General features: G+C 70.5%; 27 protein-coding genes and 1 pseudogene. 22 read left to right on the top strand and 6 right to left on the bottom strand.

What is annotated here, in order from left to right; translation table 11 throughout:
* Positions 1–27: 27 nt before the first annotated feature.
* The 11 genes from lepB (IG99_RS25505) (at position 28) to IG99_RS25455 (ending at position 9,496) form a co-directional block, all read left to right on the top strand.
* Positions 28–744: a signal peptidase I gene (gene lepB, locus IG99_RS25505; RefSeq protein ID WP_037677550.1), complete on the top strand. Its 717-nt coding sequence runs from the start codon at positions 28–30 to the stop codon at positions 742–744.
* On the top strand, positions 737–1,828 hold the full coding sequence (gene lepB, locus IG99_RS25500) for a signal peptidase I (RefSeq protein WP_037677549.1): 1,092 nt from the start codon (positions 737–739) through the stop codon (positions 1,826–1,828). Before lepB (IG99_RS25505) ends, lepB (IG99_RS25500) begins: the two co-directional genes overlap by 8 nt.
* Positions 1,716–2,723: a signal peptidase I gene (gene lepB / locus IG99_RS25495; protein ID WP_078947899.1), complete on the top strand. Its 1,008-nt coding sequence runs from the start codon at positions 1,716–1,718 to the stop codon at positions 2,721–2,723. Before lepB (IG99_RS25500) ends, lepB (IG99_RS25495) begins: the two co-directional genes overlap by 113 nt.
* Before the next feature lie 51 nt (positions 2,724–2,774).
* The gene (gene lepB / locus IG99_RS25490) at positions 2,775–3,548 is read left to right on the top strand and encodes a signal peptidase I (protein ID WP_037677547.1); all 774 of its coding nucleotides are present in this window, start codon (positions 2,775–2,777) and stop codon (positions 3,546–3,548) included.
* Positions 3,538–4,098, top strand: coding sequence for an NUDIX hydrolase (locus IG99_RS25485; RefSeq protein ID WP_051865878.1), 561 nt, complete (start codon positions 3,538–3,540; stop codon positions 4,096–4,098). The genes lepB (IG99_RS25490) and IG99_RS25485 overlap by 11 nt, the downstream gene beginning before the upstream one ends.
* Before the next feature lie 56 nt (positions 4,099–4,154).
* Positions 4,155–4,463, top strand: coding sequence for a DUF2469 domain-containing protein (locus tag IG99_RS25480; RefSeq protein ID WP_003993268.1), 309 nt, complete (start codon positions 4,155–4,157; stop codon positions 4,461–4,463).
* Between the two features lie 58 nt (positions 4,464–4,521).
* Entirely contained in the window at positions 4,522–4,923 is a 402-nt protein-coding gene (locus tag IG99_RS25475) for a YraN family protein (protein WP_078947898.1), read from the top strand.
* Between the two features lies 1 nt (position 4,924).
* Positions 4,925–6,550, top strand: coding sequence for a YifB family Mg chelatase-like AAA ATPase (locus IG99_RS25470; protein WP_037677544.1), 1,626 nt, complete (start codon positions 4,925–4,927; stop codon positions 6,548–6,550).
* The gene (dprA, locus tag IG99_RS25465) at positions 6,547–7,704 is read left to right on the top strand and encodes a DNA-processing protein DprA (RefSeq protein WP_037677543.1); all 1,158 of its coding nucleotides are present in this window, start codon (positions 6,547–6,549) and stop codon (positions 7,702–7,704) included. Before IG99_RS25470 ends, dprA begins: the two co-directional genes overlap by 4 nt.
* A gap of 262 nt (positions 7,705–7,966) precedes the next feature.
* On the top strand, positions 7,967–8,809 hold the full coding sequence (gene whiG / locus IG99_RS25460) for an RNA polymerase sigma factor WhiG (RefSeq protein ID WP_037677542.1): 843 nt from the start codon (positions 7,967–7,969) through the stop codon (positions 8,807–8,809).
* 129 nt (positions 8,810–8,938) lie between these two features.
* Positions 8,939–9,496: a TetR/AcrR family transcriptional regulator gene (locus tag IG99_RS25455; RefSeq protein WP_037677539.1), complete on the top strand. Its 558-nt coding sequence runs from the start codon at positions 8,939–8,941 to the stop codon at positions 9,494–9,496.
* 209 nt (positions 9,497–9,705) lie between these two features.
* On the opposite strand, the gene IG99_RS25450 is transcribed toward IG99_RS25455, so the two are convergent.
* Positions 9,706–10,284 (bottom strand): M23 family metallopeptidase, encoded by a 579-nt coding sequence (locus tag IG99_RS25450; protein WP_037677538.1) that lies wholly within the window; start codon positions 10,282–10,284, stop codon positions 9,706–9,708.
* 280 nt (positions 10,285–10,564) lie between these two features.
* Between IG99_RS25450 and rpsB the strand changes: the two genes are divergently transcribed.
* From rpsB to IG99_RS25420, 6 genes are all read left to right on the top strand, one after another.
* Positions 10,565–11,512, top strand: coding sequence for a 30S ribosomal protein S2 (gene rpsB / locus IG99_RS25445; protein ID WP_037677536.1), 948 nt, complete (start codon positions 10,565–10,567; stop codon positions 11,510–11,512).
* A 160-nt stretch (positions 11,513–11,672) separates the two neighbouring features.
* Positions 11,673–12,509: a translation elongation factor Ts gene (tsf, locus tag IG99_RS25440; protein ID WP_037677534.1), complete on the top strand. Its 837-nt coding sequence runs from the start codon at positions 11,673–11,675 to the stop codon at positions 12,507–12,509.
* 171 nt (positions 12,510–12,680) lie between these two features.
* Positions 12,681–13,439, top strand: a complete 759-nt coding sequence (gene pyrH / locus IG99_RS25435; RefSeq protein WP_037677532.1) for a UMP kinase — start codon at positions 12,681–12,683, stop codon at positions 13,437–13,439.
* Positions 13,440–13,572: 133 nt separating this feature from the next.
* Entirely contained in the window at positions 13,573–14,130 is a 558-nt protein-coding gene (frr, locus tag IG99_RS25430) for a ribosome recycling factor (protein ID WP_030168208.1), read from the top strand.
* Positions 14,130–15,305, top strand: coding sequence for a phosphatidate cytidylyltransferase (locus IG99_RS25425; RefSeq protein ID WP_037677531.1), 1,176 nt, complete (start codon positions 14,130–14,132; stop codon positions 15,303–15,305). Before frr ends, IG99_RS25425 begins: the two co-directional genes overlap by 1 nt.
* A 177-nt stretch (positions 15,306–15,482) precedes the next feature.
* A complete protein-coding gene (locus IG99_RS25420) occupies positions 15,483–15,932 on the top strand; it encodes an SRPBCC family protein (RefSeq protein WP_037677530.1) in 450 nt (149 codons plus the stop codon).
* A 4-nt stretch (positions 15,933–15,936) separates the two neighbouring features.
* Here IG99_RS25420 and IG99_RS25415 read toward each other — a convergent pair whose 3' ends face one another.
* Positions 15,937–16,230, bottom strand: coding sequence for a hypothetical protein (locus tag IG99_RS25415; protein ID WP_037677528.1), 294 nt, complete (start codon positions 16,228–16,230; stop codon positions 15,937–15,939).
* A gap of 156 nt (positions 16,231–16,386) precedes the next feature.
* On the opposite strand from IG99_RS25415, the gene rlmN reads away from it, so the two are divergent.
* From rlmN to IG99_RS25390, 5 genes are all read left to right on the top strand, one after another.
* Positions 16,387–17,493 (top strand): dual-specificity RNA methyltransferase RlmN, encoded by a 1,107-nt coding sequence (gene rlmN, locus IG99_RS25410; RefSeq protein ID WP_037677527.1) that lies wholly within the window; start codon positions 16,387–16,389, stop codon positions 17,491–17,493.
* A 221-nt stretch (positions 17,494–17,714) separates the two neighbouring features.
* Positions 17,715–18,794: a thiamine ABC transporter substrate-binding protein gene (locus IG99_RS25405; RefSeq protein ID WP_037677526.1), complete on the top strand. Its 1,080-nt coding sequence runs from the start codon at positions 17,715–17,717 to the stop codon at positions 18,792–18,794.
* Positions 18,795–18,832: 38 nt separating this feature from the next.
* Complete coding sequence (locus tag IG99_RS25400; protein ID WP_037677525.1) at positions 18,833–20,434, top strand: ABC transporter permease; 1,602 nt, start codon at positions 18,833–18,835, stop codon at positions 20,432–20,434.
* Complete coding sequence (locus tag IG99_RS25395; RefSeq protein ID WP_037677523.1) at positions 20,434–21,453, top strand: ABC transporter ATP-binding protein; 1,020 nt, start codon at positions 20,434–20,436, stop codon at positions 21,451–21,453. The genes IG99_RS25400 and IG99_RS25395 overlap by 1 nt, the downstream gene beginning before the upstream one ends.
* 25 nt (positions 21,454–21,478) lie before the next feature.
* Positions 21,479–22,276 (top strand): maleylpyruvate isomerase family mycothiol-dependent enzyme, encoded by a 798-nt coding sequence (locus IG99_RS25390; protein ID WP_037677522.1) that lies wholly within the window; start codon positions 21,479–21,481, stop codon positions 22,274–22,276.
* A gap of 64 nt (positions 22,277–22,340) precedes the next feature.
* On the opposite strand, the gene IG99_RS25385 is transcribed toward IG99_RS25390, so the two are convergent.
* From IG99_RS25385 to IG99_RS25370, 4 genes and pseudogenes are all read right to left on the bottom strand, one after another.
* A complete protein-coding gene (locus IG99_RS25385; RefSeq protein WP_037677521.1) occupies positions 22,341–23,069 on the bottom strand; it encodes an LAETG motif-containing sortase-dependent surface protein in 729 nt (242 codons plus the stop codon).
* 160 nt (positions 23,070–23,229) lie between these two features.
* On the bottom strand, positions 23,230–24,351 hold the full coding sequence (locus tag IG99_RS25380; protein ID WP_037677520.1) for an LOG family protein: 1,122 nt from the start codon (positions 24,349–24,351) through the stop codon (positions 23,230–23,232).
* 24 nt (positions 24,352–24,375) lie between these two features.
* A complete protein-coding gene (locus tag IG99_RS25375) occupies positions 24,376–24,792 on the bottom strand; it encodes a VOC family protein (RefSeq protein ID WP_037677518.1) in 417 nt (138 codons plus the stop codon).
* Positions 24,793–24,912: 120 nt separating this feature from the next.
* Positions 24,913–25,588 (bottom strand): annotated as a pseudogene (locus tag IG99_RS25370) (hypothetical protein); the annotation flags it as partial.

Here is a 25,588-nt window from a genome sequence, read left to right as displayed (position 1 = left end):
AGAAGGGCCGGATAACATCTGGCCCCGATGGACACCGAAGCACAGCCGACGGAGCGCGACCGCTCCTCCAGCCCCTCCGATTCCGAGACGATCTCGGACACAGGGGGGCAGGAGGGACGGTCGCGTTTCTCGTTGGTGTCGCGGATCACCGACTGGCTTCCCGGTGGACGGATCACCCTGACCCTGCTCGTCTGCCTGCTGTTTTTGCTCGTCCTCAACAGGTTCGTGGTGCAACCGTTCCAGATTCCGAGCGGATCCATGGAACAGGGATTGAGGATCGGGGACCGCGTTCTCGTAAATAAGTTGGCGTACCGTTTCGGAGCCGAGCCGCTGCGGGGCGACGTGGTTGTGTTCGACGGCACTGGGTATTTCGGGGACGCCGACTACATCAAGCGCGTTGTCGGTGTGGGGGGAGACCATGTGGTCTGCTGTGACAAGGAGGGGAGGATCCAGGTGAACGGCCGGTCGGTCGACGAGTCGGGGTTCCTGTACCCCGGCGACAGCCCGTCCTCGGTGCCCTTCGACGTCGTCGTGCCCGACGGCACCCTGTTCGTCCTCGGCGACCATCGCGGCGACTCCAGCGACTCCCGTGACCACCTGGGGTCACCCGGTGGTGGCATGATCCCCGTCGGCGAGGTCATCGGGCGCGCCGACTGGATCTCCTGGCCCTTCGACCACTTCTCCCGTCTGGAACGGCCCGTCGCCTACGCGCGCGTGCCCGCCGCGGAGGGCGCCCATGGGTAACCGCGGCAAACCACGCGGCGCGAGCATCAGCCCCGCCGACAGTCTTCTGCCCACCGGCTCCCGACGGGCCGGACCCGCTCCGTCGGCCGGTCGCAGCCGCGCCGAGCGGCGCAAGCTCCAGCGCAAGGTCAAGCGGCGCCGCCGGCGCTCGGCGGTCAAGGAGATACCGCTGCTGGTCGGCGTCGCGGTGCTCATAGCGCTGGTGCTGAAGACCTTCCTCGTCCAGGCGTTCGTGATCCCGTCGGGCTCCATGGAGCAGACGATCCAGATCGGCGACCGCGTCCTGGTCGACAAGTTCACCCCGTGGTTCGGCTCCAAGCCGCAGCGCGGGGACGTCGTCGTGTTCAAGGACCCCGGCGGCTGGCTGAAGGACGAGCAGACGACCACGAAGAAGAACGACCCGGTCGTCATCAAGCAGGCCAAGGAGGCGCTGACCTTCATCGGCCTGCTGCCCTCCGACAACGAGAAGGACCTCATCAAGCGGGTCGTCGGGGTCGGCGGGGACCGCGTGCAGTGCTGCGACGCGCAGGGGAGGGTCACCGTCAACGGCATCCCCCTGAGCGAGGACTACCTGTATCCCGGGAACGCTCCGTCCGACACGCCGTTCGACATCACCGTGCCGCCGGGGCGGCTGTGGGTGATGGGTGACCACCGGGCCAACTCCGCGGACTCCCGTTTCCACCAGGACACCGACGGGGGCACGGTCTCCGAGGACGAGGTGGTGGGGCGGGCCATGGTGATCGCCTGGCCCTTCAACCACATGACCAGCCTCGACGAACCGAAGACCTACGCTTCCGTGTCCGACTCGGTGGCGGGGTCGACCGCCGCTGCCCGGCTGTCGCATAGGGTTGTCCCGGACGATTCGAACGGAACGATCCAGCTCCCGAGCCCTGCGGAACTCCCGCTCGTTATGGGAGTGGTGGGCCTGCGCCGTGTATGGGGCAGGCGGCGGCACAGAGTAAGGAGTTGGCGTGGGGGATGTGGCGGTTGGCGCACGGTCCGGACACGATGGCGAGGAGCACCGCGGAAGCCCCGCGGGAGCTGCCGTCCCTGCCGCGGACAGCGCCGTGACCTCCGGGAGTGACTCCGGAGCGACCGAGGACGGCAGGCCGGTGGAGGACTTGACCCAGGGCGGTGGCGAGGGGCCGGGCGACGCCGGGCCCCGGCAGAAGAAGCCACGCTCGTTCTGGAAGGAACTGCCCATCCTGATCGGTATCGCGCTCGTGCTGGCGCTGCTGATCAAGACGTTCCTGGTGCAGGCGTTCTCGATCCCCTCGGACTCGATGCAGAACACCCTCCAGCAGGGCGACCGCGTGCTCGTCGACAAGCTGACCCCGTGGTTCGGCTCCGAGCCGGAGCGCGGCGAGGTCATCGTGTTCCACGACCCCGACCAGTGGCTGGCGGGCGAACCGACCCCCGACCCGAACGCCCTGCAGACGTTCCTCAGCTGGATCGGCCTGATGCCGTCCGCGCAGGAGAAGGACCTCATCAAGCGGGTCATCGGCGTCGGCGGCGACACCGTCGAGTGCAAGGGCACCGGCCCGGTGCGGGTGAACGGCAAGGCCCTGAGCGAGGACTCGTACATCTACCCGGGCAACACCCCGTGCACGGTCGACGACCAGGGCGGCCAGTTCAAGGTGAAGGTGCCCAAGGGCTCCGTCTGGGTCATGGGCGACCACCGCCAGAACTCCCGCGACTCGCGTTACAACCAGTCGGACGAGCACCACGGCATGGTTCCCGTCGGCGACGTCGTCGGACGCGCCATCGTCAAGGCCTGGCCCATCAACCGCTGGGGCACGCTGCCCGTCCCGGACACCTTCGACCAGGACGGCCTGAACGACCAGTCCTCCGCGGCGGCCACCCTCACGGTCGCCCCCGAGGGCCTCGCCCTCGTCGGCGTGGTGCCGGTGGCCCTGTGGCGCCGCAGGCGGCTCCTGACCGAGCCGGCCCAGCGCCACCTGCCCAAGGACCGGTCATGATCTCGAGCACGGGCTGACCCGGGGCCGTACCCCCGGGTAGGGTGCGGGTCCATGAGTGGCGAGAGTGCGACACGTACGGCCCCGCGCAGCACGGGCGCGGTCAAGGGCCCGGTGGGCAGCCGGACCGGACAGAGGCTGTCCGGGCTGGCCGTCGCGCTGGGCCTGGCGCTGTTCCTGGGCGGTTTCGGCTGGGGGGCGCTGATCTACCGGCCGTACACCGTGCCGACCGGCTCCATGACGCCGACGATCGGCGTGGGCGACCGTGTGCTGGCCGAGCGGGTGGACGGCGACGAGGTGCGCCGCGGTGACGTCGTCGTCTTCAAGGACACCACCTGGGCCAACGCTCCCGTGGTCAAGCGTGTGGTCGCCGTCGGCGGGGACACGGTCTCCTGCTGCACCGACGGCAAGCTGACCGTCAACGGCAAGCAGATCGACGAACCGTATCTCGCCCCGGGCGGCCCGGCCGAGGACAAGAAGATCCCGACGGTGGAGGTCCCCAAGGGGCGGCTCTTCCTCCTCGGCGACGAACGCCACAGCTCCCTGGACTCCTCCGCCCACCTCACGGACGCGGCCAGCGGCACGGTGGCCGTGAAGGCCGTACAGGCCCGGGTGGACGCCGTCGTGTGGCCCATGAACGGCATGCTGAAGCGCCCCACGGGCTTCGAGGAGCTCGGCGCCCTCTCCTCGCCCGGCCCGCTCGGCACGATCGGCCTCATGATCGCCGTCGGTGCCGTGCTGGTGCTCGGTGGCGGGGCCTACGGTCCCGTCGCCAAGCGGCTCGGCGGCCGCGGGCGTGCCCGCACGGAGCCCGCCGGTGTCCGCTGAGACATCGGGCGCGGAGACCGGCGCTCATGCCGGTGGGGATGCCGGCGCCGGTGCGGACTCGTACGAAGGCGGCCTGCGCAAGGTCGCCAGGGTCGTCCTCCTCGATCCCGAGGACCGCATCCTGCTGCTGCACGGCCACGAACCGGACGATCCGGACGACCGCTGGTGGTTCACGCCCGGCGGTGGCCTGGAGGGCGACGAGAGTCGTGAGGAGGCCGCGCTCAGGGAACTCGCGGAGGAGACCGGCATCACCGAGGTCGAGCTCGGTCCGGTGCTGTGGAGACGGATGTGCTCGTTCCCGTTCGCGGGCCGCCGCTGGGACCAGGACGAGTGGTACTACCTGGCCCGTACGACCCAGACGGCCACCCGGGCCACGGCCCTCACCGAGCTGGAACGGCGCAGTGTCGCCGGAGCGCGTTGGTGGACGTGTCGGGAACTGAGCCGGGCACATGAGACGGTGTATCCGACCAGACTCGCCGAGCTGCTGCGCAGGCTGCTCGACGAAGGTCCCCCGGCCAGGCCCGAGATCCTTGACACGGAAATCGTCTAGAGGCTCACGGGACTGGCGCACAATGGTGGGATCGCACGGCTGAAGGGGAACATGCCATGAGCGCCGAGGACCTCGAGAAGTACGAGACCGAGATGGAGCTGAAGCTCTACCGGGAGTACCGCGATGTCGTCGGTCTGTTCAAATACGTGATCGAGACCGAGCGGCGCTTCTACCTGACCAACGACTACGAGATGCAGGTGCACTCGGTCCAGGGCGAGGTGTTCTTCGAGGTGTCCATGGCGGACGCCTGGGTCTGGGACATGTACCGACCGGCCCGGTTCGTGAAGCAGGTGCGCGTCCTCACGTTCAAGGACGTGAACATCGAGGAGCTCAACAAGAGCGATCTGGAGCTCCCGAGTGGGTGACGGAGTTATCCACAACCACTGAGTTCTCCACCAAGATCCACTTCGTGGGAGCGGTTGCGTGACGGTTGGCGCCGGAGGTGGTGCCGACATGAACGCACATCGGGCACGCAGTGCACTCGGCAGGTACGGCGAGACGCTGGCCGCGCGGCGGCTGGCCGAGGCCGGAATGACGGTCCTGGAGCGCAACTGGCGCTGCGGCAGGACCGGAGAGATCGACATCGTGGCGCGGGACGGGGACGTCCTGGTCGTCTGCGAGGTGAAGACCCGCAGGGCGGGTCCCTTCCAGCACCCCATGGCAGCGATCACACCCCTCAAGGCGGACCGCCTGCGGGGCCTCGCGCAACGCTTCATCCAGGAACACGGCGGAGCGCCGCCCGGTGGCGTCCGCATCGACCTCGTCGGCGTCCAGCTGCCCTTGCGCGGCGCACCCGTCGTCGAGCACGTGCGGGGGGTGGCCTGAGATGGGTTTCGCACGTACCTGCTCCGTGGCCCTGGTCGGCGTCGAGGGCGTCGTCGTCGAGGTCCAGGCCGACCTGGAACCCGGCGTGGCGGCGTTCACTCTGGTGGGGCTGCCGGACAAGAGCCTGACGGAGAGCCGGGACCGGGTTCGGGCGGCGGTGGTGAACTCGGGAGGCGAGTGGCCGCAGAAGAAACTCACGGTGGGCCTCAGCCCCGCATCGGTGCCGAAAGCGGGCAGTGGCTTCGATCTGGCGGTCGCCTGCGCCGTCCTCGGTGCCGCCGAGCGGATCGACCCGAGGGTGCTCGCCGACATCGTCATGATCGGAGAGCTGGGCCTGGACGGCCGGGTACGCCCCGTCAGGGGCATCCTCCCGGCGGTGATCGCCGCGGCGGACGCGGGGTACGAGCAGGTGGTCGTACCGGAGTGCGCCGCCGCCGAGGCCTCGCTGGTGCCGGGGATCTCCGTGCTGGGCATCCGCAGCCTGCGCCAGTTGATCGCCGTGCTGACGGACGAGCCCGTCCCCGAGGAGGAACCGGAAGAGCCGGGGCGCCCCGACCCGCTGCTCGCCGGGCTGCGCGTACCCGGCACGGGTGCGGCCACCGGTATGCACAGCTCCGGCGCCGCCCAGCACGACCAGGGGCACGACCTCGCCGACGTCATCGGCCAGGTCTCGGCACGCACCGCGGTCGAGGTGTCGGCCGCCGGCGGACACCACCTGTTCCTCGAGGGGCCGCCGGGGGCGGGCAAGACGATGCTGGCGGAGCGGTTGCCCGCCATCCTGCCCCGCCTCGCCAGGCAGGAGTCACTGGAGGTCACGGCGGTGCACTCGGTGGCCGGACTGCTGCCGCCGGGCAAGCCCATGATCGACGTGGCGCCATACTGCGCCCCGCACCACTCCGCCACGATGCAGGCGCTGGTCGGCGGCGGCCCGGGCGTCGCCCGGCCCGGGGCCGTGTCACTCGCTCACCGCGGGGTGCTCTTCCTCGACGAGACGCCCGAGTTCAGCAGCCACGCGCTCGACGCCCTACGGCAGCCCCTGGAGGCGGGCCATGTGGTGATCGCGCGCAGCGCGGGAGTGGTGCGGTTCCCGGCGAAGTTCCTGATGGTGCTCGCGGCCAATCCGTGCCCCTGCGGTCGGTTCTCCCTCAGGGACAACCTCTGCGAATGCCCGCCCTCGGCGATCCGCCGCTACCAGGCCAGGATCTCCGGACCACTTCTCGACCGGGTGGACCTGCGGGTGGACGTCGAGCCCGTCGGCAGAGCCGAGCTCACGCAGCGCGGCGCCTCGGGCGAATCCACCGCCACGGTCGCCGCTCGGGTGCGGGCTGCCCGGGAAAGGGCGGCCGTGCGGCTGGCGGGCACGCCCTGGCGGACCAACAGCGAGATTCCGGGCCGGGAACTGCGCAACCGCTGGCACGCCGCGCCCGGCGCGATGGACGAGGCCGAGCGGAGCCTGGAACGGGGCGTGCTGACCACCCGCGGTCTCGACCGCGTCCTGCGCGTCGCCTGGACCGTCGCCGACCTCGTCGGTCATGACCGGCCCGACGCCACGGACCTCGCCCTGGCACTGCAACTGCGCACCGGGGTGCCGCGCGGCGTGCCGATGTCCATCGGAGCCCTGACGTGAGCGGCGACGATCCGGACACGGAACTGTTCGCGCGTGTCTTCCTCACCCGGGTCATCGAGCCCGGGGACGAGGTCGCCGGGCGGTGGGTGCGGGAGGTGGGGGCCGTCGGGGTGGCGCGGCGGCTGCGGGATGGTGGAGCCGCGTTTCCCGGGGCGAGTGAGAAGCGGTGGGCGGGGCTGCTCGCGCGGGCCGGGCGGGCGGAGCCGGAGCGGGATCTCGCCCTGGCGCGGGAGGCCGGCGTGCGGTTCGTGTGGCCCGGTGCGGTGGAGTGGCCGGGCGTGCTCGACGACCTGGGGGACGCCCGGCCTCTGGGGCTGTGGGTGCGCGGGCGGCCCAGCCTGCGGATGTGGGTCCTGCGCTCGGTGGCCGTCGTCGGCGCCCGCGCCTGCACCGAGTACGGCGCCCACATGGCCGCCACCCTCGCCGCGGGCCTGGCCGAGCGCGGCTGGGTGGTGGTCTCCGGCGGCGCCTACGGGGTCGACGGCGCCGCCCACCGGGGCGCCCTGGGCGCGGGCGGGGCCACCGTCGCCGTCCTCGCCTGCGGCGTCGACCGGCCCTACCCCCGCGGGCACACCGAGCTGATCGGCAGAATCGCTGAACAGGGACTCGTCGTCGGCGAGCTGGCGCCCGGCGAGCACCCCACGCCCAGCCGGTTCATCCTGCGGAACCGGGTGATCGCCGCACTCACCCGGGGCACGGTCGTCGTCGAGGCGGCGTACCGCAGCGGCTCGCTGGTGACGGCCCGGGCGGCGCAGCGCCTCGGCCGCCACACCATGGGTGTGCCGGGGCCGGCCACCAGCGGCCTCTCCGCGGGCGTGCACGAACTTCTGCGCGGGGAGGCGGTGCTCGTCACCGACGCCGCGGAGGTCGTCGAACAGGTCGGCGACATCGGAGAGCTCGCCCCGGACCGGCGCGGGCCCGTCCTGCCGCGTGACCTGCTGGAACCCGGCGCCCGACGCGTCCTGGCCGCGCTGCCCGCGCGCAGAGCGGCGACGGCCGGTGAGATCGCCCGGGGCGCCCAGACGGCGGAGGACGACGCGATCGCGAGACTGTACGAACTTAGAGCACTTGGTTACGTCGAACGACACGGCGATGGCTGGAAGTTGACACGCCAGGCGATGATCTCCGCCCGCAGTGGTCGCGGTGCGTGTTGACCGAGCGTGTTCGGCCGTCCGGGGGAACCCCGATGTCCTTGGGGTTTCCCGGAGTTGGGATCTCCGGGTCATTACCGAGAGCGATCGCCGCGTCGCCGCAAGTCGTCCGGCGTGAGAATGCCGCTTATGGGTAGCGCCCTCGCCCTTCGCGCACCGCAACCTTCCAGTCACGCTACGCTCACGATGATTCCGGCACAGTCCGGCAACTCGACATCAGACCGACACCTCACGTACTTCACGGCAGAACGGCACAAGGCGACGAATGCCCCAGCACACCTCCGGGTCCGACCGGGCGGCTGTCCCCCCAGCCGCCCGCGACGGTGGCAGCGTGCGGCCGCCCGCTCCCTCGACGCTCGACGAGCTGTGGCGGTCCTACAAGGCGACGGGGGACGACAGGCTGCGGGAGCAGCTGATCCTGCACTACTCACCGCTCGTGAAATACGTCGCGGGACGGGTGAGCGTCGGTCTGCCGCCGAACGTGGAGCAGGCCGACTTCGTGTCCTCGGGGGTCTTCGGTCTGATCGACGCGATCGAGAAGTTCGACATCGACCGGGAGATCAAGTTCGAGACGTACGCGATCACCCGCATCCGGGGCGCGATGATCGACGAGCTCCGCGCGCTGGACTGGATCCCGCGGTCCGTACGGCAGAAGGCGCGGAACGTGGAGCGGGCGTACGCGACGCTGGAGGCGCGACTGAGACGCACGCCCACGGAGAGCGAGGTCGCCACCGAGCTCGGCATCGCGGTGGACGAACTGCACGCCGTGTTCAGTCAGCTGTCGCTGGCGAACGTGGTGGCCCTGGAGGAGCTGCTGCACGTCGGCGGCGAGGGCGGTGACGGCCTCAGCTTCATGGACACGCTGGAGGACACCACCGCCGACAACCCGGTGGAGGTCGCCGAGGACCGGGAACTGCGGCGCTTCCTGGCGCGGGCGATCAACACGCTGCCCGAACGGGAGAAGACGGTGGTCACGCTGTATTACTACGAGGGGCTGACGCTGGCCGAGATCGGCAATGTGCTGGGGGTGACCGAGAGCCGGGTCAGTCAGATCCACACCAAGTCGGTGCTCCAGCTGCGCGCGAAACTGGCGAGCTTCGGTCGCTGAGCAGGCCCGTGCGTCGGGAGCGGCCGGCTGGTGGGAGCGGCCGTCCGGGGGCAGGTGAGCGGGAGTCACTCCCGCCGGGGGCGGCGCGTCCGTAAAGTGGTCGGCGTGCCAAGGATTCGAGCGGCCTCCGTGGCCGAGCACCGGTCGATGCAGCGTGCCGCCCTGCTGGACGCGGCGCGTTCTTTGTTGTCCGAGGGCGGGACGGAGGCGCTGACCTTCCCCGCTCTGGCGGAGCGGACGGGGCTGGCGCGCTCGTCCGTCTACGAGTACTTCCGGTCGCGGGCGGCCGTCGTCGAGGAACTGTGCGCGGTCGACTTTCCGGTCTGGGCGGCGGAGGTCTCGGCGGCGATGGAGCGGGCCGACACGCCTGAGGGCAAGGTCGAGGCCTACGTGCGGCAACAACTGGTGCTGGTGGGGGACCGGCGGCACCGGGCGGTTGTGGCGATCTCGGCGAGTGAGCTGGACGCCGGGGCCCGGGAGAGGATCCGGGCCGCGCACGGCGGGCTCGTGGCGATGATCGTGGAGGCGCTGGGGGAGATGGGGCACGGGGAGCCCCGGCTCGCGGCGATGCTGTTGCAGGGAGTGGTGGACGCGGCCGTGCGGAGGATCGAGCTGGGCGCGGCGGAGGATCCCGCGGCGATCACCGACGCGGCGGTGTCGATGGCGCTGCGGGGGGTCCGGGGCTGAGGTCGGTCGCGCGGCTGCCGCCCTAGGGCCTTTCCGGCGGATCAAGTCGCAGGAAATGGGCGTTGCCCCATTGACGCTGGTGAGCGGGGCTTGGCGCGTCCAGCTGCAAGGCGGAGGAGGGCGCCGACGCGGAGCGTCGGCAACCGACGACAACGCCGCAGATGGGCGTGCCAAGCCCCGCGTCTGCGGCATGATCCGCCGGACAGGCCCTAGGTCGGGAGCGGCACGCCCAGTACCGGCAGCAGGCGTGAGGGGCCCCTGTTGAGCAGCCACCCGGGGAGCAGTGTGAGGGGGTTCAGGTAGGTGTCGGCCCTCAGCAGGCCCCAGTGGACGCAGGGCCCGGTGCAGTGGGAGCCCGTGGGTTCCACCGTGCCGATCACCTCGCCCGCGCTCACCTCGTCGCCTTCGCGCACCGAGGGCCGTACCGGTTCGAAGGTGGTGCGCAGGGGTGGCGTGCCCGTGCCCGGCAGTTCCACCGAGACCACTCCCCTGCCCGCCACCCGGCCGGCGTAGGAGACCCGGCCCGCCGCCACTGCCCGTACCGGCGTGCCGGGAGGCGCCGCCAGGTCCACACCGCGGTGACCGGGGCCGTAGACCGTCGCCGGGGGCTCCCAGCCGCGCAGGATCGGGGGGCGGGTGCCCACCGGCCAGGCGCGGCCGATGGCCGGTACGGGTGGCGGCGGCGCCGGAGCAGAGGGTGGTGTGGGGGCGTCCGCCCAGGCCGGCGGGGTCAGGACGGTGAGGGCGAGGCCCCACAGCAACGCCCGTGTCGCTCGTGCTTGTCGCATGGCAGGAGCCTCGCGCAGGCCGGTCGATCAGGGCCGGGGGCTGTGGACTACCGCCCGGTTGTGGACAGTGGCGTCACCCGGTACCTCCCGGGTCCCGTACACTTCTTCTGGCGATCCGGGTCACCGGGTCGACTTCGCACGCCCCGATATGAGGCGGCCGGAAACGGCCCCCACGTATCAAGCGCCCCTCGGTCCTTCGTGGCACGGCGCGTCGCGGGCGTCAGGCGCGGGAGCCGTCCGGCATCCGCGGCACAACCGAGAAATTCAAGGAGATACGGCCATGGCCGTCGTCACGATGCGGGAGCTGCTGGAGAGCGGCGTCCACTTCGGTCACCAGACCCGTCGTTGGAACCCGAAGATGAAGCGCTTCATCTTCACCGAGCGCAACGGCATCTACATCATCGACCTGCTCCAGTCGCTGTCGTACATCGACCGCGCCTTCGAGTTCGTCAAGGAGACCGTCGCCCACGGCGGCACGGTCATGTTCGTCGGCACGAAGAAGCAGGCGCAGGAGGCCATCGCCGAGCAGGCCACCCGCGTCGGCATGCCCTACGTCAACCAGCGCTGGCTGGGCGGCATGCTCACCAACTTCTCGACCGTCTACAAGCGTCTGCAGCGCCTCAAGGAGCTCGAGCAGATCGACTTCGAGGACGTCGCCGCGTCCGGTCTGACCAAGAAGGAGCTTCTCGTGCTCTCGCGCGAGAAGGCCAAGCTGGAGAAGACCCTCGGCGGTATCCGCGAGATGCAGAAGGTGCCCAGCGCCGTCTGGATCGTGGACACCAAGAAGGAGCACATCGCCGTTGGTGAGGCCCGGAAGCTGAACATCCCGGTCGTCGCGATCCTCGACACCAACTGCGACCCCGACGAGGTCGACTACAAGATCCCGGGCAACGACGACGCGATCCGCTCCGTCACCCTGCTCACCCGTGTGATCGCCGACGCGGTCGCCGAGGGCCTCATCTCCCGCTCTCGTGTCGCCACCGGCGACAAGGGCGAGAAGGCCGCGGGCGAGCCGCTCGCCGAGTGGGAGCGTGACCTGCTCGAAGGTGAGAAGAAGGCGGACGAGGCCGAGGCCCCTGCCGCCGAGGGCGAGAAGCCGGCCGAGGCCGCTGCCGAGGCCCCCGCTGCTGAGGCCCCTGCCGCCGAGGCCCCCGCCGCGGAGGCCCCTGCCGCCGAGGCTGCCGAGGCCCCCGCTGAGGCCCCGGCCGCCGAGGCCGAGCAGGCCTGATCCGTCAGCGTCCGTGGTGACGGCGGGAGCGGTGACATAAAAACCGCTCCCGCCGTTCACCCGTAGGTCGGCGGAGCGTCGACGGCCCCCGCTATGTACTGGGGGCCGTGGACCCCGTAGATCTTCGATCTTCCAGACTTCGAGAAAGATTTTCAGACTCATGGCGAACTACACCGCCGCCGACGTCAAGAAGCTCCGTGAGCTCACGGGCGCCGGCATGATGGACTGCAAGAAGGCGCTGGACGAGGCCGAGGGCAGCGTCGAGAAGGCCGTCGAGGCGCTCCGCATCAAGGGCCAGAAGGGCGTCGCCAAGCGCGAGGGCCGCTCCGCCGAGAACGGCGCCGTGGTCTCGATCATCGCGGACGACAACTCCTCCGGTGTCCTCGTCGAGCTGAAGTGCGAGACGGACTTCGTCGCCAAGGGTGACAAGTTCCAGGCCGCCGCCACCGCGATCGCCGAGCACGTCGCCAAGACCTCCCCGGCCGACCTCGAGGCCCTGCTCGCCTCCGAGATCGAGGCCGGCAAGACCGTCCAGGCGTTCGTGGACGAGGCCAACGCCAACCTCGGCGAGAAGATCGTCCTGGACCGCTTCGCGCAGTTCGCGGACGGCTTCGTGCTCGCGTACATGCACCGCACGATGCCCGACCTGCCCCCGCAGATCGGTGTCCTCGTCGAGCTGGACAAGCCGAACGCCGAGGTCGCCAAGGGCGTCGCCCAGCACATCGCCGCCTTCGCGCCGAAGTACCTCTCCAAGGACGAGGTCCCGGCCGACGTCGTCGAGTCCGAGCGTCGCATCGCCGAGGAGACCACCCGCGCCGAGGGCAAGCCCGAGGCCGCGATCGCCAAGATCGTCGAGGGTCGTCTCAACGGCTTCTTCAAGGACGCCACGCTGCTCGGTCAGCCGTACGCCCTCGACAACAAGAAGTCGGTCCAGAAGATCCTGGACGAGGCCGGTGTCACCCTGAAGCGCTTCTCGCGCATCAAGGTCGGCATCTGAGTCCCTACCGCGATCGACGCGCGACCCCGATAGGGTCGTACGCAGTTGTCAGCGGGTGACGGACGACAGCAGATCTGACGAGGAGGCCATTGCCGAGCACGGGTTGCGGACGACACCCCACCGGCAATGGCCTTCTTCGTATGTGCGACAGGTGAAAGAGGCGGGATCCCCATGACCACCAAGGCCCAGAAGAACGACGACGGCAAAGTACGCGGCCGGTACATGCTGAAGCTGTCCGGAGAGGCCTTCTCCGGTGGTGGGGGCCTGGGTGTGGACCCGGACGTGGTGCACAAGATCGCCCGCGAGATCGCGGCCGTCGTGAGGGACGGCGCGCAGGTCGCCGTCGTCATCGGCGGTGGCAACTTCTTCCGCGGTGCCGAACTCCAGCAGCGCGGCATGGACCGCGCCCGCTCGGACTACATGGGCATGCTCGGCACCGTGATGAACTGCCTGGCCCTCCAGGACTTCCTGGAGAAGGAGGGCATCGACAGCCGGGTCCAGACCGCCATCACCATGGGCCAGGTCGCCGAGCCGTACATCCCGCTGCGCGCCGTGCGCCACCTGGAGAAGGGCCGCGTGGTCATCTTCGGCGCCGGTATGGGCATGCCGTACTTCTCCACCGACACCACCGCCGCGCAGCGCGCCCTGGAGATCGACGCCGAGGCGCTGCTGATGGGCAAGAACGGTGTGGACGGGGTCTACGACTCCGACCCGAAGACCAACCCCGACGCGGTCAAGTTCGACTCCCTCGGCTACGGCGAGGTCATCACGCGCGACCTCAAGGTCGCCGACGCCACGGCCGTCACGCTGTGCCGCGACAACAAGCTCCCGATCCTCGTCTTCGAGCTTCTGGCGGAGGGCAATATCGCCCGCGCGGTCAAGGGTGAGAAGATCGGCACGCTTGTGGGTGAGCAAGGCAGCCGGGACTGACCGCGGAGACCGGCCGGGGGTGGACAATGTCCTGCCGGTCGGGAACCGTTCAAGAAGAAGACGCGACGCAGCCGGCCGCCGCCACCGCCAAGGAACCGCAGCCGGGCCTACTCAAGACACGCAGGAGCAAGTGGTGATCGAAGAGACCCTCCTCGAGGCCGAGGAGAAGATGGAGAAGGCCGTCGTGGTCGCCAAGGAGGACTTCGCCGCGATCCGCACCGGTCGTGCGCACCCGGCGATGTTCAACAAGATCGTTGCCGACTACTACGGCGCGCCGACGCCGATCAACCAGCTGGCTTCGTTCTCCGTGCCGGAGCCGCGCATGGCGGTCGTGACCCCGTTCGACAAGAGCGCGCTGCGCAACATCGAGCAGGCGATCCGCGACTCCGATCTGGGCGTCAACCCGAGCAACGACGGCAACATCATCCGTGTGGTGTTCCCCGAGCTCACCGAGGAGCGCCGCCGCGAGTACATCAAGGTCGCCAAGGGCAAGGGCGAGGACGCCAAGGTGTCCATCCGCTCCGTCCGCCGCAAGGCCAAGGACGCCATCGACAAGCTGATCAAGGACGGCGAGGTCGGCGAGGACGAGGGCCGTCGTGCGGAGAAGGAGCTCGACGACACCACGGCGAAGTACGTCGCCCAGGTGGACGAGCTCCTCAAGCACAAGGAGTCGGAGCTGCTCGAGGTCTGATGAACGACTCTTCCTGGGGCGCTCCGCCACACACCGGGTCACACACCGGGTACTGGGGACCGTCCGACCAGGGGCCTGTCCAGGGGGCTGCCCCGGCGGGTCCCGCGTACGATGCGCCTGAGGCGCAGCACACTCGCCCCATGCCCATCGTGCCCGACGTGCCCGCATACGGCGGAAACCAGGATGACGACCGGGGGGCCGCTCGGCTGAGCGGCCCCTCGTTCCGCAACGAGACGCCGCAGGCCCAGCCCTACGGGTCGTACGACACGCCGCAGGCACAGCCCCATGGGGCTGTGCCGCAGAACCAGAATCCGGAGCCCATGCCCGACGCCCCTCAGCCGGCGCCCGCGCCGCAGAAGAAGAGCGCGGGCCGCGACCTGAGCGCGGCCATAGGGGTCGGCGTCGGGCTCGGCGTGGTGATCGTCGCGTCGCTGTTCATCGTCAAGGCCGTGTTCGTCGGTGTGGTCGCGGTCGCCGTCGTCGTGGGCCTGTGGGAGCTGACGAAGCGGCTCGAGGAGCGCAAGGGCATCAAGGCGCCCGTGGTGCCGCTCGCGATCGGCGGTGCGGCCATGGTCGTCGCCGGGTACGTGAGCGGAGCCGACGGCGCGTGGGTCGCGATGGCGCTCACCTCGTTGGCCGTGCTCGTCTGGCGGATGACCCAGCCGCCCGAGGGCTACCTCAAGGACGTCACCGCCGGCGTCTTCGCGGCGTTCTACGTCCCGTTCCTGGCGACGTTCGTCGCGATGATGCTGCGGGCCGACGACGGCCCCTGGCGGGTGCTGACGTTCCTGCTCCTCACGGTCGTCAGCGACACCGGCGCGTACGCCGTCGGCTGGCGCTTCGGCAAGCACAAGCTCGCGCCGCGCATCAGCCCCGGCAAGACCCGCGAGGGCCTGCTCGGCGCGATCACGTTCGCGATGGTCGCCGGCGCGCTGTGCGCGCAGTTCCTCATCGACGACGGCACCTGGTGGCAGGGCCTGCTCCTGGGCCTGGCCGTCGCGGCCAGTGCCACGCTGGGTGACCTCGGCGAGTCGATGATCAAGCGGGACCTCGGCATCAAGGACATGGGCACCCTGCTGCCGGGCCACGGCGGCATCATGGACCGCCTGGACTCGCTGCTGCCGACGGCTCCCGTGGTGTGGCTGCTGCTGGTGATCTTCGTCGGGGCCGGCTGACCGGCACAACGACCGGAGCGCGCGTACGCGGTTCGACCGAGCTCCCCGTCCCTCGCGGACGGGGAGCTCGGCCCTTTCCGCAGGGATGGAGCCCGACGCGTTGAAGTGGGACGATTCCTGTGGAAGCCCATGGCAGGGAAGGGATCGAAGGGATCTCCCCGAAAGGAGGCGGACACGATGTCCGACTTCCGAGAAGCGGTCGACATCGACCGCACCCCCGAGGACGTGTGGGCCTACATCATGGACCCCGAGCACCTGCCGGAGTGGCAGGAGAGCGCCGTCGCCGTGGAGCAGCTGGACGAGGGACCGGTCCACGTCGGCTCCCGCCTGCGTATCACCCGGCACGTCGGCCGCCGCGACATGCCGTTCCTCATGGAATACACCGAGTGCGACCCGCCCCACGCCTGGGGCCTGCGCGCACTGGAAGGCCCCGTACGGCCGCGCGTCCACGGCGAGATCACGCCGCTCGACGACGGCCGCCGCTCGCGCGTGACGATGGAGATCGAGCTCGAGGGCCACGGCGTCGGCAAGGTCCTCGTCCCGCTCGTGGTCCGCCCGCAGGTCCGCAAGGAGCTGCCGTACGACGAGCAACTCCTCAAGCAGCACCTGGAACGGACCACCGCGTAGAGCCTCAGGAGCGGTCCGCCGGAACCATCACGTTGTAGATCTCGGTCACCTTCGTCTCGAACGGCGGCGCGTCGAACTCCTTGGCGACCGGGAGCACCTTCTCCTGGATGAAACGGTCGTGCTGCTCCCGCGACTCCCAGATGTCGACGACCTGCCAGCCGCCTCCCTCCGCCGGAGCGGCATAGTGGGCGATCAGCCCACTCGGCAGGTCGTCCGGGTCGGGGAAGACCCGCTCCAGGGTCACCTGGTACAGCTCCTCGGTCCAGTCGGGGCCGTAGTGATATCCCAGTACGGGCATGGCGGGGATCTCCGTTCCACGTGATCGTGGGCCTTTCCGGCGACGCTAGGACCACGCCCCGGGGCGGGCGAGCGGTGCTACTCCGTCCGACGCGGGCAGCCCGGCTCCGGCGGCAGCTCAAGGTCACCCGATTGGATCTGCGACACTGGGTGGGTTATGCCGAAGCCCGGAGAACTCACTTTCGTCGCCCCCCGCGGAGCCAAGAAGCCGCCGCGGCATCTTGCCGACCTTTCGCCTGCTGAGCGGAAGGAGGTTGTCGCGGAGATCGGGGAGAAGCCGTTCCGTGCCAAGCAGCTGTCACAGCACTACTTCGCGCGGTACGCGCACGACCCGGCGGAGTGGACCGACATCCCGGCCGCCGCGCGTCCCAGGCTGCAGGAGGCGCTGCTTCCCGAGCTGATGACCGTCGTACGGCATCTGGCGACGGACGAGGGCACCACCCGTAAGACGCTGTGGCGGTTGTTCGACGGGACGCTCGTCGAGTCGGTGCTGATGCGGTACCCGGACCGGGTGACGATGTGCATCAGCTCGCAGGCGGGGTGCGGGATGAACTGCCCGTTCTGCGCGACCGGACAGGCAGGGCTGGACCGGAACCTGTCCACCGCCGAGATCGTGCACCAGATCGTGGACGGGATGCGGGCGCTCAGGGACGGTGACGTCCCGGGTGGCCCGGCTCGGCTGTCCAACATCGTCTTCATGGGCATGGGCGAGCCGCTCGCCAACTACAAGCGGGTCGTGCAGTCCATTCGGGCCCTCACCGACCCCGCCCCGGACGGGCTCGGGCTGTCGCAGCGCGGCATCACCGTGTCGACCGTCGGGCTGGTCCCGGCGATCCACCGGTTCGCCGACGAGGGCTTCAAGTGCCGTCTCGCCATCTCGCTGCACGCCCCCGACGACGAGCTGCGCGACACCCTCGTGCCCGTGAACACGCGGTGGAAGGTGCGCGAGGTCCTCGACGCAGGCTTCGACTACGTCGAGAAGTCGGGGCGCCGGCTGTCCATCGAATACGCGCTGATCCGGGACATCAACGACCAGGCCTGGCGCGGTGACCGGCTCGGACGGCTGCTCAAGGGCAAGCCCGTGCACGTCAACCTCATCCCGCTGAACCCGACCCCGGGCTCGAAGTGGACCGCCTCGCGGCCCGAGGACGAAAAGGCGTTCGTGGAGGCCATCGCCGCCCATGGTGTGCCGGTGACGATCCGGGACACCCGTGGACAGGAGATCGACGGGGCCTGTGGTCAGCTCGCGGCCACCGAGCGGTAACCTGGCTGCGTTCCATTGGTCCCACCACATCTTCATATTCCGACAGGGGAGCGCCACAGCGCTGAGAGTGCGGCGAAGGGGCCGCAGACCCTCTGAACCTTGCCCAGGTCATTCTGGGTAGGAAGTTCGGTCTTCACTCAAGCTGTTGCGCCCTGCCCGGGAGTCGAAAGGCTCCCGGGCAGGGCCGCGTCTCTTCCTGGTCCACCCCAGGAGGAAAACCAGTGCACACCAAGACGTTCACGGCGGCGGCCGTAGGCCTCGGCCTGATCACGTTGTCCGCCTGCGGGTCGTCCGGCAGTGACGGCGGGAGCTCGGCGGACTCCAAAACCGTCACCCTCGTCAGCCACAACTCATGGGCCGTCTCCAAGAGCGTCCTCGCGGACTTCGAGAAGCAGTCCGGCTACAAGGTCAAGGTCCTCGAGGACGGAGACGCCGGCCAGGCCGTCAACAAGGCGATCCTGACCAAGGACAACCCGCAGGGCGACGTCTTCTTCGGCGTCGACAACACCCTGCTGTCCCGGGCGCTCGACAACGGTCTGTTCCAGTCGTACCAGGCCAAGGCGCTCGACCAGGTCGGCGCGCAGTACCAGCTCGACAAGGACGAGCACCGGGTCACGCCCGTCGACTACGGCGACATCTGCGTCAACTACGACAAGAAGTACTTCGCCGACCACAAACTGGCCCCACCCACCTCCCTCGACGACCTGGCCGAGCCCGCGTACAAGAACCTCCTCGTCACGGAGAACGCCTCCACCTCCTCGCCCGGTCTCGGCTTCCTGCTGGCGACCGCCGCGAAGTACGGGGACGAGGGCTGGCAGGACTACTGGAAGAAGCTCAAGGCCAACGGCGTGAAGGTCGTCGACGGCTGGGAGCAGGCCTACAACGAGGAGTTCTCCGGGTCCGCCGGCGGCAAGAAGGCCAAGGCCGACCGGCCGCTCGTCGTCTCCTACGCCTCCTCGCCGCCGGCCGAGGTGATCTACGCCGACCCCAGGCCGACGACCGCGCCCACCGGAGTGGCGACCGGCACCTGCTTCCGGCAGACCGAGTTCGCGGGGCTGCTGAACAACGCGAAGAACACCAAGGGCGGCAAGGCGTTCATCGACTTCCTGCTCTCGAAGGAGTTCCAGGAGGACATGCCGCTGAAGATGTTCGTCTACCCGGTGCTCGCCGGGGCGAAGGTGCCCGCCGAGTTCACCCGGTACGGACCCGCCGCCAAGGATCCCGAGACGATGGACCCGGCGAAGATCGCCGACAACCGTGACCAGTGGGTCAAGTCGTGGACCTCGCTCGTACTGAAGTGAAGCCGGGCGCTCGCGGGAGCGCGGCGCGGCTCGGGCTGATGGCCCTGCCCGTCGCGTTCTTCGGGCTCTTCTTCGCCTACCCCGTCGCCGCGATCGTCGCCCGCGGCCTCGACACCGACAGCGGCTGGCAGTTCGGGCGGCTCGTGGACGTGCTCGCCGAGTCCGACATCCGGCACGTGCTGTGGTTCACCACCTGGCAGGCGCTCGCCTCCACCGCGCTCACCTTGCTGATCGCGCTGCCCGGCGCGTATGTCTTCGCCCGCTTCGACTTCCCCGGTAAACAGGTCCTGAGGGCCGTCGTCACCGTCCCGTTCGCGCTGCCGACGGTCGTCGTCGGTACGGCGTTCCTCGCGCTGGTCGGGCGCGGCGGACTGCTCGACGAGCTGTGGGGCGTACGCCTCGACACCACGGTGTGGGCGATCCTGCTGGCGCACGTCTTCTTCAACTACGCGGTCGTCGTGCGGACCGTCGGCGGGCTCTGGGCGCAGCTCGACCCGCGTCAGGAGGACGCGGCGCGGATGCTGGGGGCGTCGCCCCTGAAGGCCTGGCGCAACGTCACGCTGCCGGCGCTCGCGCCCGCCGTGGCAGCCGCCGCGTTGATGGTCTTCCTGTTCACCTTCACCTCCTTCGGTGTGGTGCAGATCCTCGGCGGGCCCACCTTCTCCACGCTGGAGGTGGAGATCTACCGGCAGACCTCGGAGATCTTCGACCTGTCCACCGCCGCCGTCCTCACGATCGTGCAGTTCCTGGCGGTGGGCGCGATCCTCGCCGTGCACGCGTGGACCGTACGGCGGCGGGAGACCGCGCTGCGGCTGGTCGACGCGTCGGTGACGGCGCGGCGGCCGCGCGGGGCGGGGCAGTGGGCGCTGCTGGCCGGCGTGCTGGCCACGATCGCCGTCCTGTTGGTGCTGCCGCTCGCCGTCCTGGTGCAGCGGTCGCTGGACGCGCCGGACTTCGGCTACTACCGGGCGCTGACGTCGGCGGACGGGGGCGTGTTCCTGGTCCCGCCGATCGACGCGATCGGCAACTCGCTGGAGTACGCCGCCACCGCCACCGCCATCGCCGTGGTGATCGGCGGACTCGCCGCCGCCGCGCTGACCCGGCGGGACGCGGGCCGGTTGGTACGCGGCTTCGACGCGCTGCTGATGCTGCCGCTGGGCGTCTCCGCGGTGACCGTCGGCTTCGGGTTCCTGATCGCCCTCGACGAGCCCCCGCTGAACCTGCGTGCCTCCTGGATCCTCGTGCCGCTCGCGCAGGCGCTGGTGGGCGTGCCGTTCGTCGTACGGACCATGCTGCCGGTGCTGCGGGCGGTGGACGTACGGCTGCGGGAGGCGGCGGCCGTGCTCGGGGCGTCGCCGTGGAAGGTGTGGCGGGAGGTCGACCTGCCGATGGTGCGGCGGGCGCTGCTCGTCGCGGCCGGGTTCGCCTTCGCGGTGTCGCTGGGGGAGTTCGGGGCGACGGTGTTCATCGCCCGGCCCGACAATCCGACCCTGCCGGTCGCCGTGGCGAAGCTGCTCGGGCGGGCCGGTGACCTCAACTACGGGCAGGCGATGGCTCTGTCGACGATTCTGATGCTGGTGTGCGCGGTGGCGCTGCTGGTCCTGGAGCGGCTGCGCACCAACCGGACGGGGGAGTTCTGATGCTGCTGAGCCTCGATGGCGCGACCGTGCGGTTCGGCGGGCGGGCCGTGCTCGACGCCGTAGACCTGGACGTCGCCGAGAACGAGGTCGTGTGTGTGCTCGGGCCCAGCGGCAGCGGCAAGTCGACGCTGCTGCGAGTGGTCGCCGGGCTGCAACCCCTCGACGCGGGGCGGGTGTCGCTCGACGGGCGGGACCAGACGGGGGTGCCCGCGCACCGGCGTGGGGTGGGCCTGATGTTCCAGGACCATCAGCTCTTCCCGCAGCGGGACGTGGGCGGCAACGTGGCGTTCGGGCTGCGGATGCACGGCGCGTCCCGGAGTGAACAGGGGGACCGGGTAAGGGAGTTGCTGGACCTCGTCGGGCTTCCCGGCGCCGCCCGGCGGGCCGTGGGCGCGCTGTCCGGCGGTGAGCAGCAGCGCGTCGCGCTGGCCCGGGCCCTCGCGCCGCGGCCACGGCTGCTGATGCTGGACGAGCCTCTCGGGCAGCTCGACCGCTCACTGCGGGAGCGGCTCGTCGTCGAACTGCGGGAGCTGTTCGGGCGGTTGGGCACCACGGTGCTCGCCGTCACCCACGACCAGGGCGAGGCGTTCGCGCTGGCCGACCGGGTGGTGGTGATGCGGGACGGGCGGATCGCGCAGTCCGGTACGCCCCTCGAGGTGTGGCAGCGCCCGGCCGACGCGTTCGTGGCCCGTTTCCTCGGCTTCGACAACGTGGTCCCGGCGACGGTCGCCGGCGAGGCCGCGGATACGCCGTGGGGCAAGGTGCCGGTACCCGAGGACGCCCCGCAGGGCCCGCGCACGCTGCTCGTACGGCCCGCCGCGGTCCGGCTGGTGCCCGTGGACGAGGGCCTGCCCTGCACGGTGACCGCCCGCACCTTCCGGGGCACCCATGTCGCCGTGCACCTCCAGCCGGAGGAGGCGCCGCGCCTGGAGGCGGCCTGCGCGCTACGGGCGGCGCCGGAGATCGGGGAGGCGGTCGGGGTGGAGTTCGACGCGGCCGAAATCGTCGTGCTCGACTGACCGGGGTCCGCCTAGGGTCTTGCGCATGACCCTACTCACGCATGACCGCTACTGCGACGAGATCGCCCACCAGGTCGGCCGGTTGAGGGCCGTGGTGACGTCCGGCGCCGATCTCTCCGCCACCGTGCCGACCTGCCCCGACTGGTCGCTGGAGCAGTTGGTCCGCCACACGGGCGGCGCCCTGCGCTGGGTGGAGTTCATGGTGCGCACTCGGGCGCAGGAGGAAGTACCCGAGGAGCGGATCCCGCTGGGCCAGGGACCTGACGCCCAGGACGATCCCGCCGCACTCGACGCCTGGCTCGCGGAGACCGGCGAGCTGCTCGTGGCCGCGCTGCGCGAAGCCGGGCCCGACACGCGGGTGTGGGGGTGGGCCGGGATCCTCGACACCGGGTTCTGGGCCCGCCGTATGACCCATGAACTCGTCGTGCACGGCGCGGACGCCGCGCTGGCCGCGAAGCAGCCGTACGACGTCGCGCCGGACGTGGCCGCCGACGCGCTCGACGAGTGGCTGCAACTCGTGGAGTTCGTGCAGCGGAGCGGGGCCCACGAGGCGGGGCGGGACCTGCCGAGGGACGGGCGCAGCATCCACCTCCACTCGACGGACACCCCGCCCGAGCTGAACGCCGAGTGGGTGGTCGAGCTCGGCGAGGACGGTGTCGCCTGGCGGCGCGGGCACGAGAAGGCGACGGTCGCGCTGCGCGGGCCGCTCACGGATGTGCTGCTCGCCTTCTACCGACGGCGGCCGCTCGACACTCCCGGGCTGGAGGTCCTCGGGGAGCGGGAGCTGCTGGAGTTCTGGCTGGAGCGGGTCACCTTCGGCTGAGCGGACATGCCTGTGGCCCGGCCCCTGGTGCGGGGCCGGGCCACGGAGCCGTGCCTGACGGGGGTCAGCGGGTGCTGGCCCCGCGGCGGCGCATGCCGAAGAAGATCGCGCCTCCGCCGATCACGACCAGGGCGGCCGCGATGCCGGCGATGACACCGGTGCGGGAACTGGCGCCGGTCTCGGCGAGGTTCGACTCACCGGCCGCCGGCGACGGGGCGCTGCTCACGCTGCCCGCCGGGGCGGAGGTGTCGCCCTGCGGGGCCGCCGGGGACGGCGGGATCGTTGCCTTGCCCGGCGCCGGGGCGGCGCCCGACGGCGACGGGCGCGCGCCGGCCGACGGCGTCGAGCTCGCCGACGGTGTCGGAGTCGGCGTCGGCGTCGGGCTGTCCTCGGCCTTGCAAGCCGTGGACGGCGTGGTCAGGTTGGGGGCGATGTCCACGTCGAGGTCCTTGCCGATCTTGACGTGGATGCGGTAGACGGCGTTGGGCTCCCAGTCCTCCTCGAAGGAGACGGTGACGCCCTTGCTTGAGCCCTTGACCGGCTGCTGGCCGACCTTCTTCACGTCGGCGCCGTTGTTCTCGAGGAAGACCGACACGATGGCCGGGGTGCCCGTCGGGTCCACGTCGGTGACCGTGATGACGCCCTTCGCGCCGTCGCACTTGGCTTCGGCGGAGAACTCGTCGATGCTGCTCGCGAGCGCGCCGCCGGCGGCGCTGAGCGCGAGCGCGGACGAGGCGGTGGCGACACCGAGGATGCGCACGGAACGTGCGACGGTACGGCGGGATATGGACACGTTTGTCCTTTACAGAATGAGCAACTGCGGGGGGCTGAGGGGGTGATGACGCCCCGACTGATGGAGCAACATCGCCCCCACGAGTCTCCCAGATCTATAAGCGTTCCATAAGAAGTGTCAATCCGTGCGCCCGTTTCAAGCCTCTGGCTTTGCCTGCTTATTAACCACCGAGGCGTTTCAACGCGGCGGGGGCCTCCTCGATCCGGTCGACCAGCGCGATGCGCGTCTCCATCGACCGCTCCCGCGCCAGCGCCCGCAACAACGGCCAGGTGGGCAGCCGTTCGGTCCAGTGCGCCCGGTCCACGAGCACCATGGGCGTGGGTTCGCCCCGCGACTCGTAGTAGTTGGGCGTCGCGTTGTCGAAGATCTCCTGTACGGTCCCGGCGGCGCCCGGCAGGAACACCACGCCGGCGGTGGAGCGGGCCAACAGGCCGTCCTCGCGCGTGGCGTTGGCGAAGTACTTGGCGATGTGCGAGGCGAACGGGTTGGGCGGCTCGTGACCGTAGAACCAGGTGGGGATGCCGACCGAGGTCCCGCCGCCAGGCCAGCGCTCGCGCACCTCGAAGGCGGCACGGGCCCATTCTGTGATCGACGGTGTGAACGACGGTGACTTGGCGAGAAGCCGGAGGGCGTCGTCGAGCATCACGTCGTCGAAGGGGGCAGCGTACGCGCCGAGGTTCGCCGCCTCCATCGCGCCCGGGCCGCCGCCGGTGGCCACCGTGAGGCCGGAGCGGGTGAGTTCGCGGCCGAGGCGGGCGGCACCGGCGTAGGCCTCCGTGCCGCGAGCCATGGCGTGGCCGCCCATGACGCCCACCACGCGCGTACCGGTGAGGAGTTCGTCGAGCGCGTCGGATATCGCGTCGTCGTGGATGGAGCGCAGCATCGACGCGAAGATGTCGCTGTCCGACTTGGTCCGCTGGAACCAGGTGTACGCGAGCGCGTCGGGCGTGGACTCGTAGCCCACTGGCAGGGACGCGAACAACTCGTCGGGGGAGTAGACCCGGCCCCGGTACGGATCGAAGGGGAGGTCCGGGACCGGCGGGAAGACCAGGGCGCCGCCCGCGCGGACCTTCGCGGCCGCGTCCTCGCGCATCGGGCAGCCGAGGAAGACGGCGCCCGCGGTGTCCGTGCTGAGCAGTTCGCGCGTACGGTCCGTCAGGTCCACGGCCTGGACACGGAATCCGGCGAGTGTGCCGCGTGCCGAGACGGTCGCGTCGAACTCCTCCAGCGTCTCGATCTCACGGTCGTCGTGGTGGGCCGCATGGGCGGGCATCGTCTGCACCCGCCCATGCTGGCACAGCGGGGCTCAGCCCTCGATGGCCGCCGGGTCCATCCACACGACCTCCCAGGTGTGGCCGTCGAGGTCGTCGAAGGCGCGGCCGTACATGAAGTCCATTTCCTGGACCTTGTCCGAGGCGGTGCCACCGGCGGCGACCGCCTTCTCGACCAGCTCGTCCACCTTCTCGCGGCTCTCGGCGCTCAGACAGATCAGCACCTCGCTGGTCTTCGTGGCGTCCGCGATCTCCTTGCCGGTGAAGGTCGCGTAGAACGGCTTGGTGAGCAGCATCGCGACGATGGTGTCGCTGATCACGACGGAGGCCGCGTTCTCGTCGCTGAACTGGGGGTTGAGCGCGTAGCCCAGCTCCGTGAAGAACTTCTTCGAGGCGTCGAGGTCGTTCACGGGCAGGTTGACGAAGATCATCTGCTGGTACGTCGTGGTCATCGGAGTCTCTCCCGTCGGGGGCGTGCTGTTCGCTGGGGTAGACCGGGGGGCGGGGCGGAACTCATCGGTGAGCGGGGACGTTTTCCGTGGTGGTTCTCGGGGGGCGCTTTCCGCGGGGCGTCAGCCGGTCAGGGGGAGGACGGACAGCTCGGCGACGAGCAGGGTGAGGGGGGCGAAGAGGGCGAGGAGGGTGCCGGCGCGGAGGGCGGCGGCGCTGCGGAGCATCGTGGCGGGGGCGCCGAGGCGGAGCAGGGCGGCGGTGGTGTCGGCACGGGCCTGACGGGCCTCGACGGCGTAGGTGAGCAGTGTCGCGACCGTGCAGCTCATGACGAGCAGCGTGCCGAGGCCGGTGAGGGGGCCGAAGGCCGGGTCGTCCGGGGCGGAGAGGGCGGCCAGGGTGTAGGCGCCGGACGCGGCCGCGCAGACCACGCCGAGGGGGCGGCCGATGCGGGCGGCTTCCTCCATGAGGACACGGCCGGCGAGGAGGCGGAGGGCACCTGGGCGGGCGGTCTGCAGGAGACGGCCGCACAGGTGGGTGAGGCCGGGGCCGGCGAGGGCCAGGCCGAGGGCGGTCAGGGTCCAGCCGATGAGGATGCTGAGGGGGCCGGGGGGCAGACCGCCGGGGAGAGTCAGGTGCGTGGTGGCGGTGGTGTGGTTGCCGTACGCCTCCACGGCGAGGCCCGCGGCAAGGGTGGCGGTGCCCCAGGGGAGGCCGGTGGGGGCGGGGGACGGGTAGGCGGGGAGGACGCCCTCGAACCCCGAGCGCGCCAGCCACAGGGACTCGTCGAGGGTGAAG

Origin of the sequence: Streptomyces griseus subsp. griseus, from assembly GCF_000720255.1 — a bacterium.
Classification (GTDB): domain Bacteria; phylum Actinomycetota; class Actinomycetes; order Streptomycetales; family Streptomycetaceae; genus Streptomyces; species Streptomyces griseus_I.
Note: the sequence above shows the minus strand (reverse complement) of the source record. Positions and strands in the feature narration are given on the sequence as shown.

What these genes read in the sequence shown, in the direction of transcription:
- lepB (WP_037677550.1), top strand. Translation starts at nt 28, where the DNA reads ATGGACACCGAAGCACAGCCGACGGAGCGCGACCGCTCCTCCAGCCCC.
- lepB (WP_037677549.1), top strand. Translation starts at nt 737, where the DNA reads ATGGGTAACCGCGGCAAACCACGCGGCGCGAGCATCAGCCCCGCCGAC.
- lepB (WP_037677547.1), top strand. Translation starts at nt 2,775, where the DNA reads ATGAGTGGCGAGAGTGCGACACGTACGGCCCCGCGCAGCACGGGCGCG.
- IG99_RS25480 (WP_003993268.1), top strand. Translation starts at nt 4,155, where the DNA reads ATGAGCGCCGAGGACCTCGAGAAGTACGAGACCGAGATGGAGCTGAAG.
- IG99_RS25470 (WP_037677544.1), top strand. Translation starts at nt 4,925, where the DNA reads ATGGGTTTCGCACGTACCTGCTCCGTGGCCCTGGTCGGCGTCGAGGGC.
- whiG (WP_037677542.1), top strand. Translation starts at nt 7,967, where the DNA reads ATGCCCCAGCACACCTCCGGGTCCGACCGGGCGGCTGTCCCCCCAGCC.
- IG99_RS25450 (WP_037677538.1), bottom strand. Translation starts at nt 10,284, where the DNA reads ATGCGACAAGCACGAGCGACACGGGCGTTGCTGTGGGGCCTCGCCCTC.
- rpsB (WP_037677536.1), top strand. Translation starts at nt 10,565, where the DNA reads ATGGCCGTCGTCACGATGCGGGAGCTGCTGGAGAGCGGCGTCCACTTC.
- tsf (WP_037677534.1), top strand. Translation starts at nt 11,673, where the DNA reads ATGGCGAACTACACCGCCGCCGACGTCAAGAAGCTCCGTGAGCTCACG.
- pyrH (WP_037677532.1), top strand. Translation starts at nt 12,681, where the DNA reads ATGACCACCAAGGCCCAGAAGAACGACGACGGCAAAGTACGCGGCCGG.
- IG99_RS25425 (WP_037677531.1), top strand. Translation starts at nt 14,130, where the DNA reads ATGAACGACTCTTCCTGGGGCGCTCCGCCACACACCGGGTCACACACC.
- IG99_RS25420 (WP_037677530.1), top strand. Translation starts at nt 15,483, where the DNA reads ATGTCCGACTTCCGAGAAGCGGTCGACATCGACCGCACCCCCGAGGAC.
- IG99_RS25415 (WP_037677528.1), bottom strand. Translation starts at nt 16,230, where the DNA reads ATGCCCGTACTGGGATATCACTACGGCCCCGACTGGACCGAGGAGCTG.
- rlmN (WP_037677527.1), top strand. Translation starts at nt 16,387, where the DNA reads ATGCCGAAGCCCGGAGAACTCACTTTCGTCGCCCCCCGCGGAGCCAAG.
- IG99_RS25400 (WP_037677525.1), top strand. Translation starts at nt 18,833, where the DNA reads ATGGCCCTGCCCGTCGCGTTCTTCGGGCTCTTCTTCGCCTACCCCGTC.
- IG99_RS25395 (WP_037677523.1), top strand. Translation starts at nt 20,434, where the DNA reads ATGCTGCTGAGCCTCGATGGCGCGACCGTGCGGTTCGGCGGGCGGGCC.
- IG99_RS25390 (WP_037677522.1), top strand. Translation starts at nt 21,479, where the DNA reads ATGACCCTACTCACGCATGACCGCTACTGCGACGAGATCGCCCACCAG.
- IG99_RS25375 (WP_037677518.1), bottom strand. Translation starts at nt 24,792, where the DNA reads ATGACCACGACGTACCAGCAGATGATCTTCGTCAACCTGCCCGTGAAC.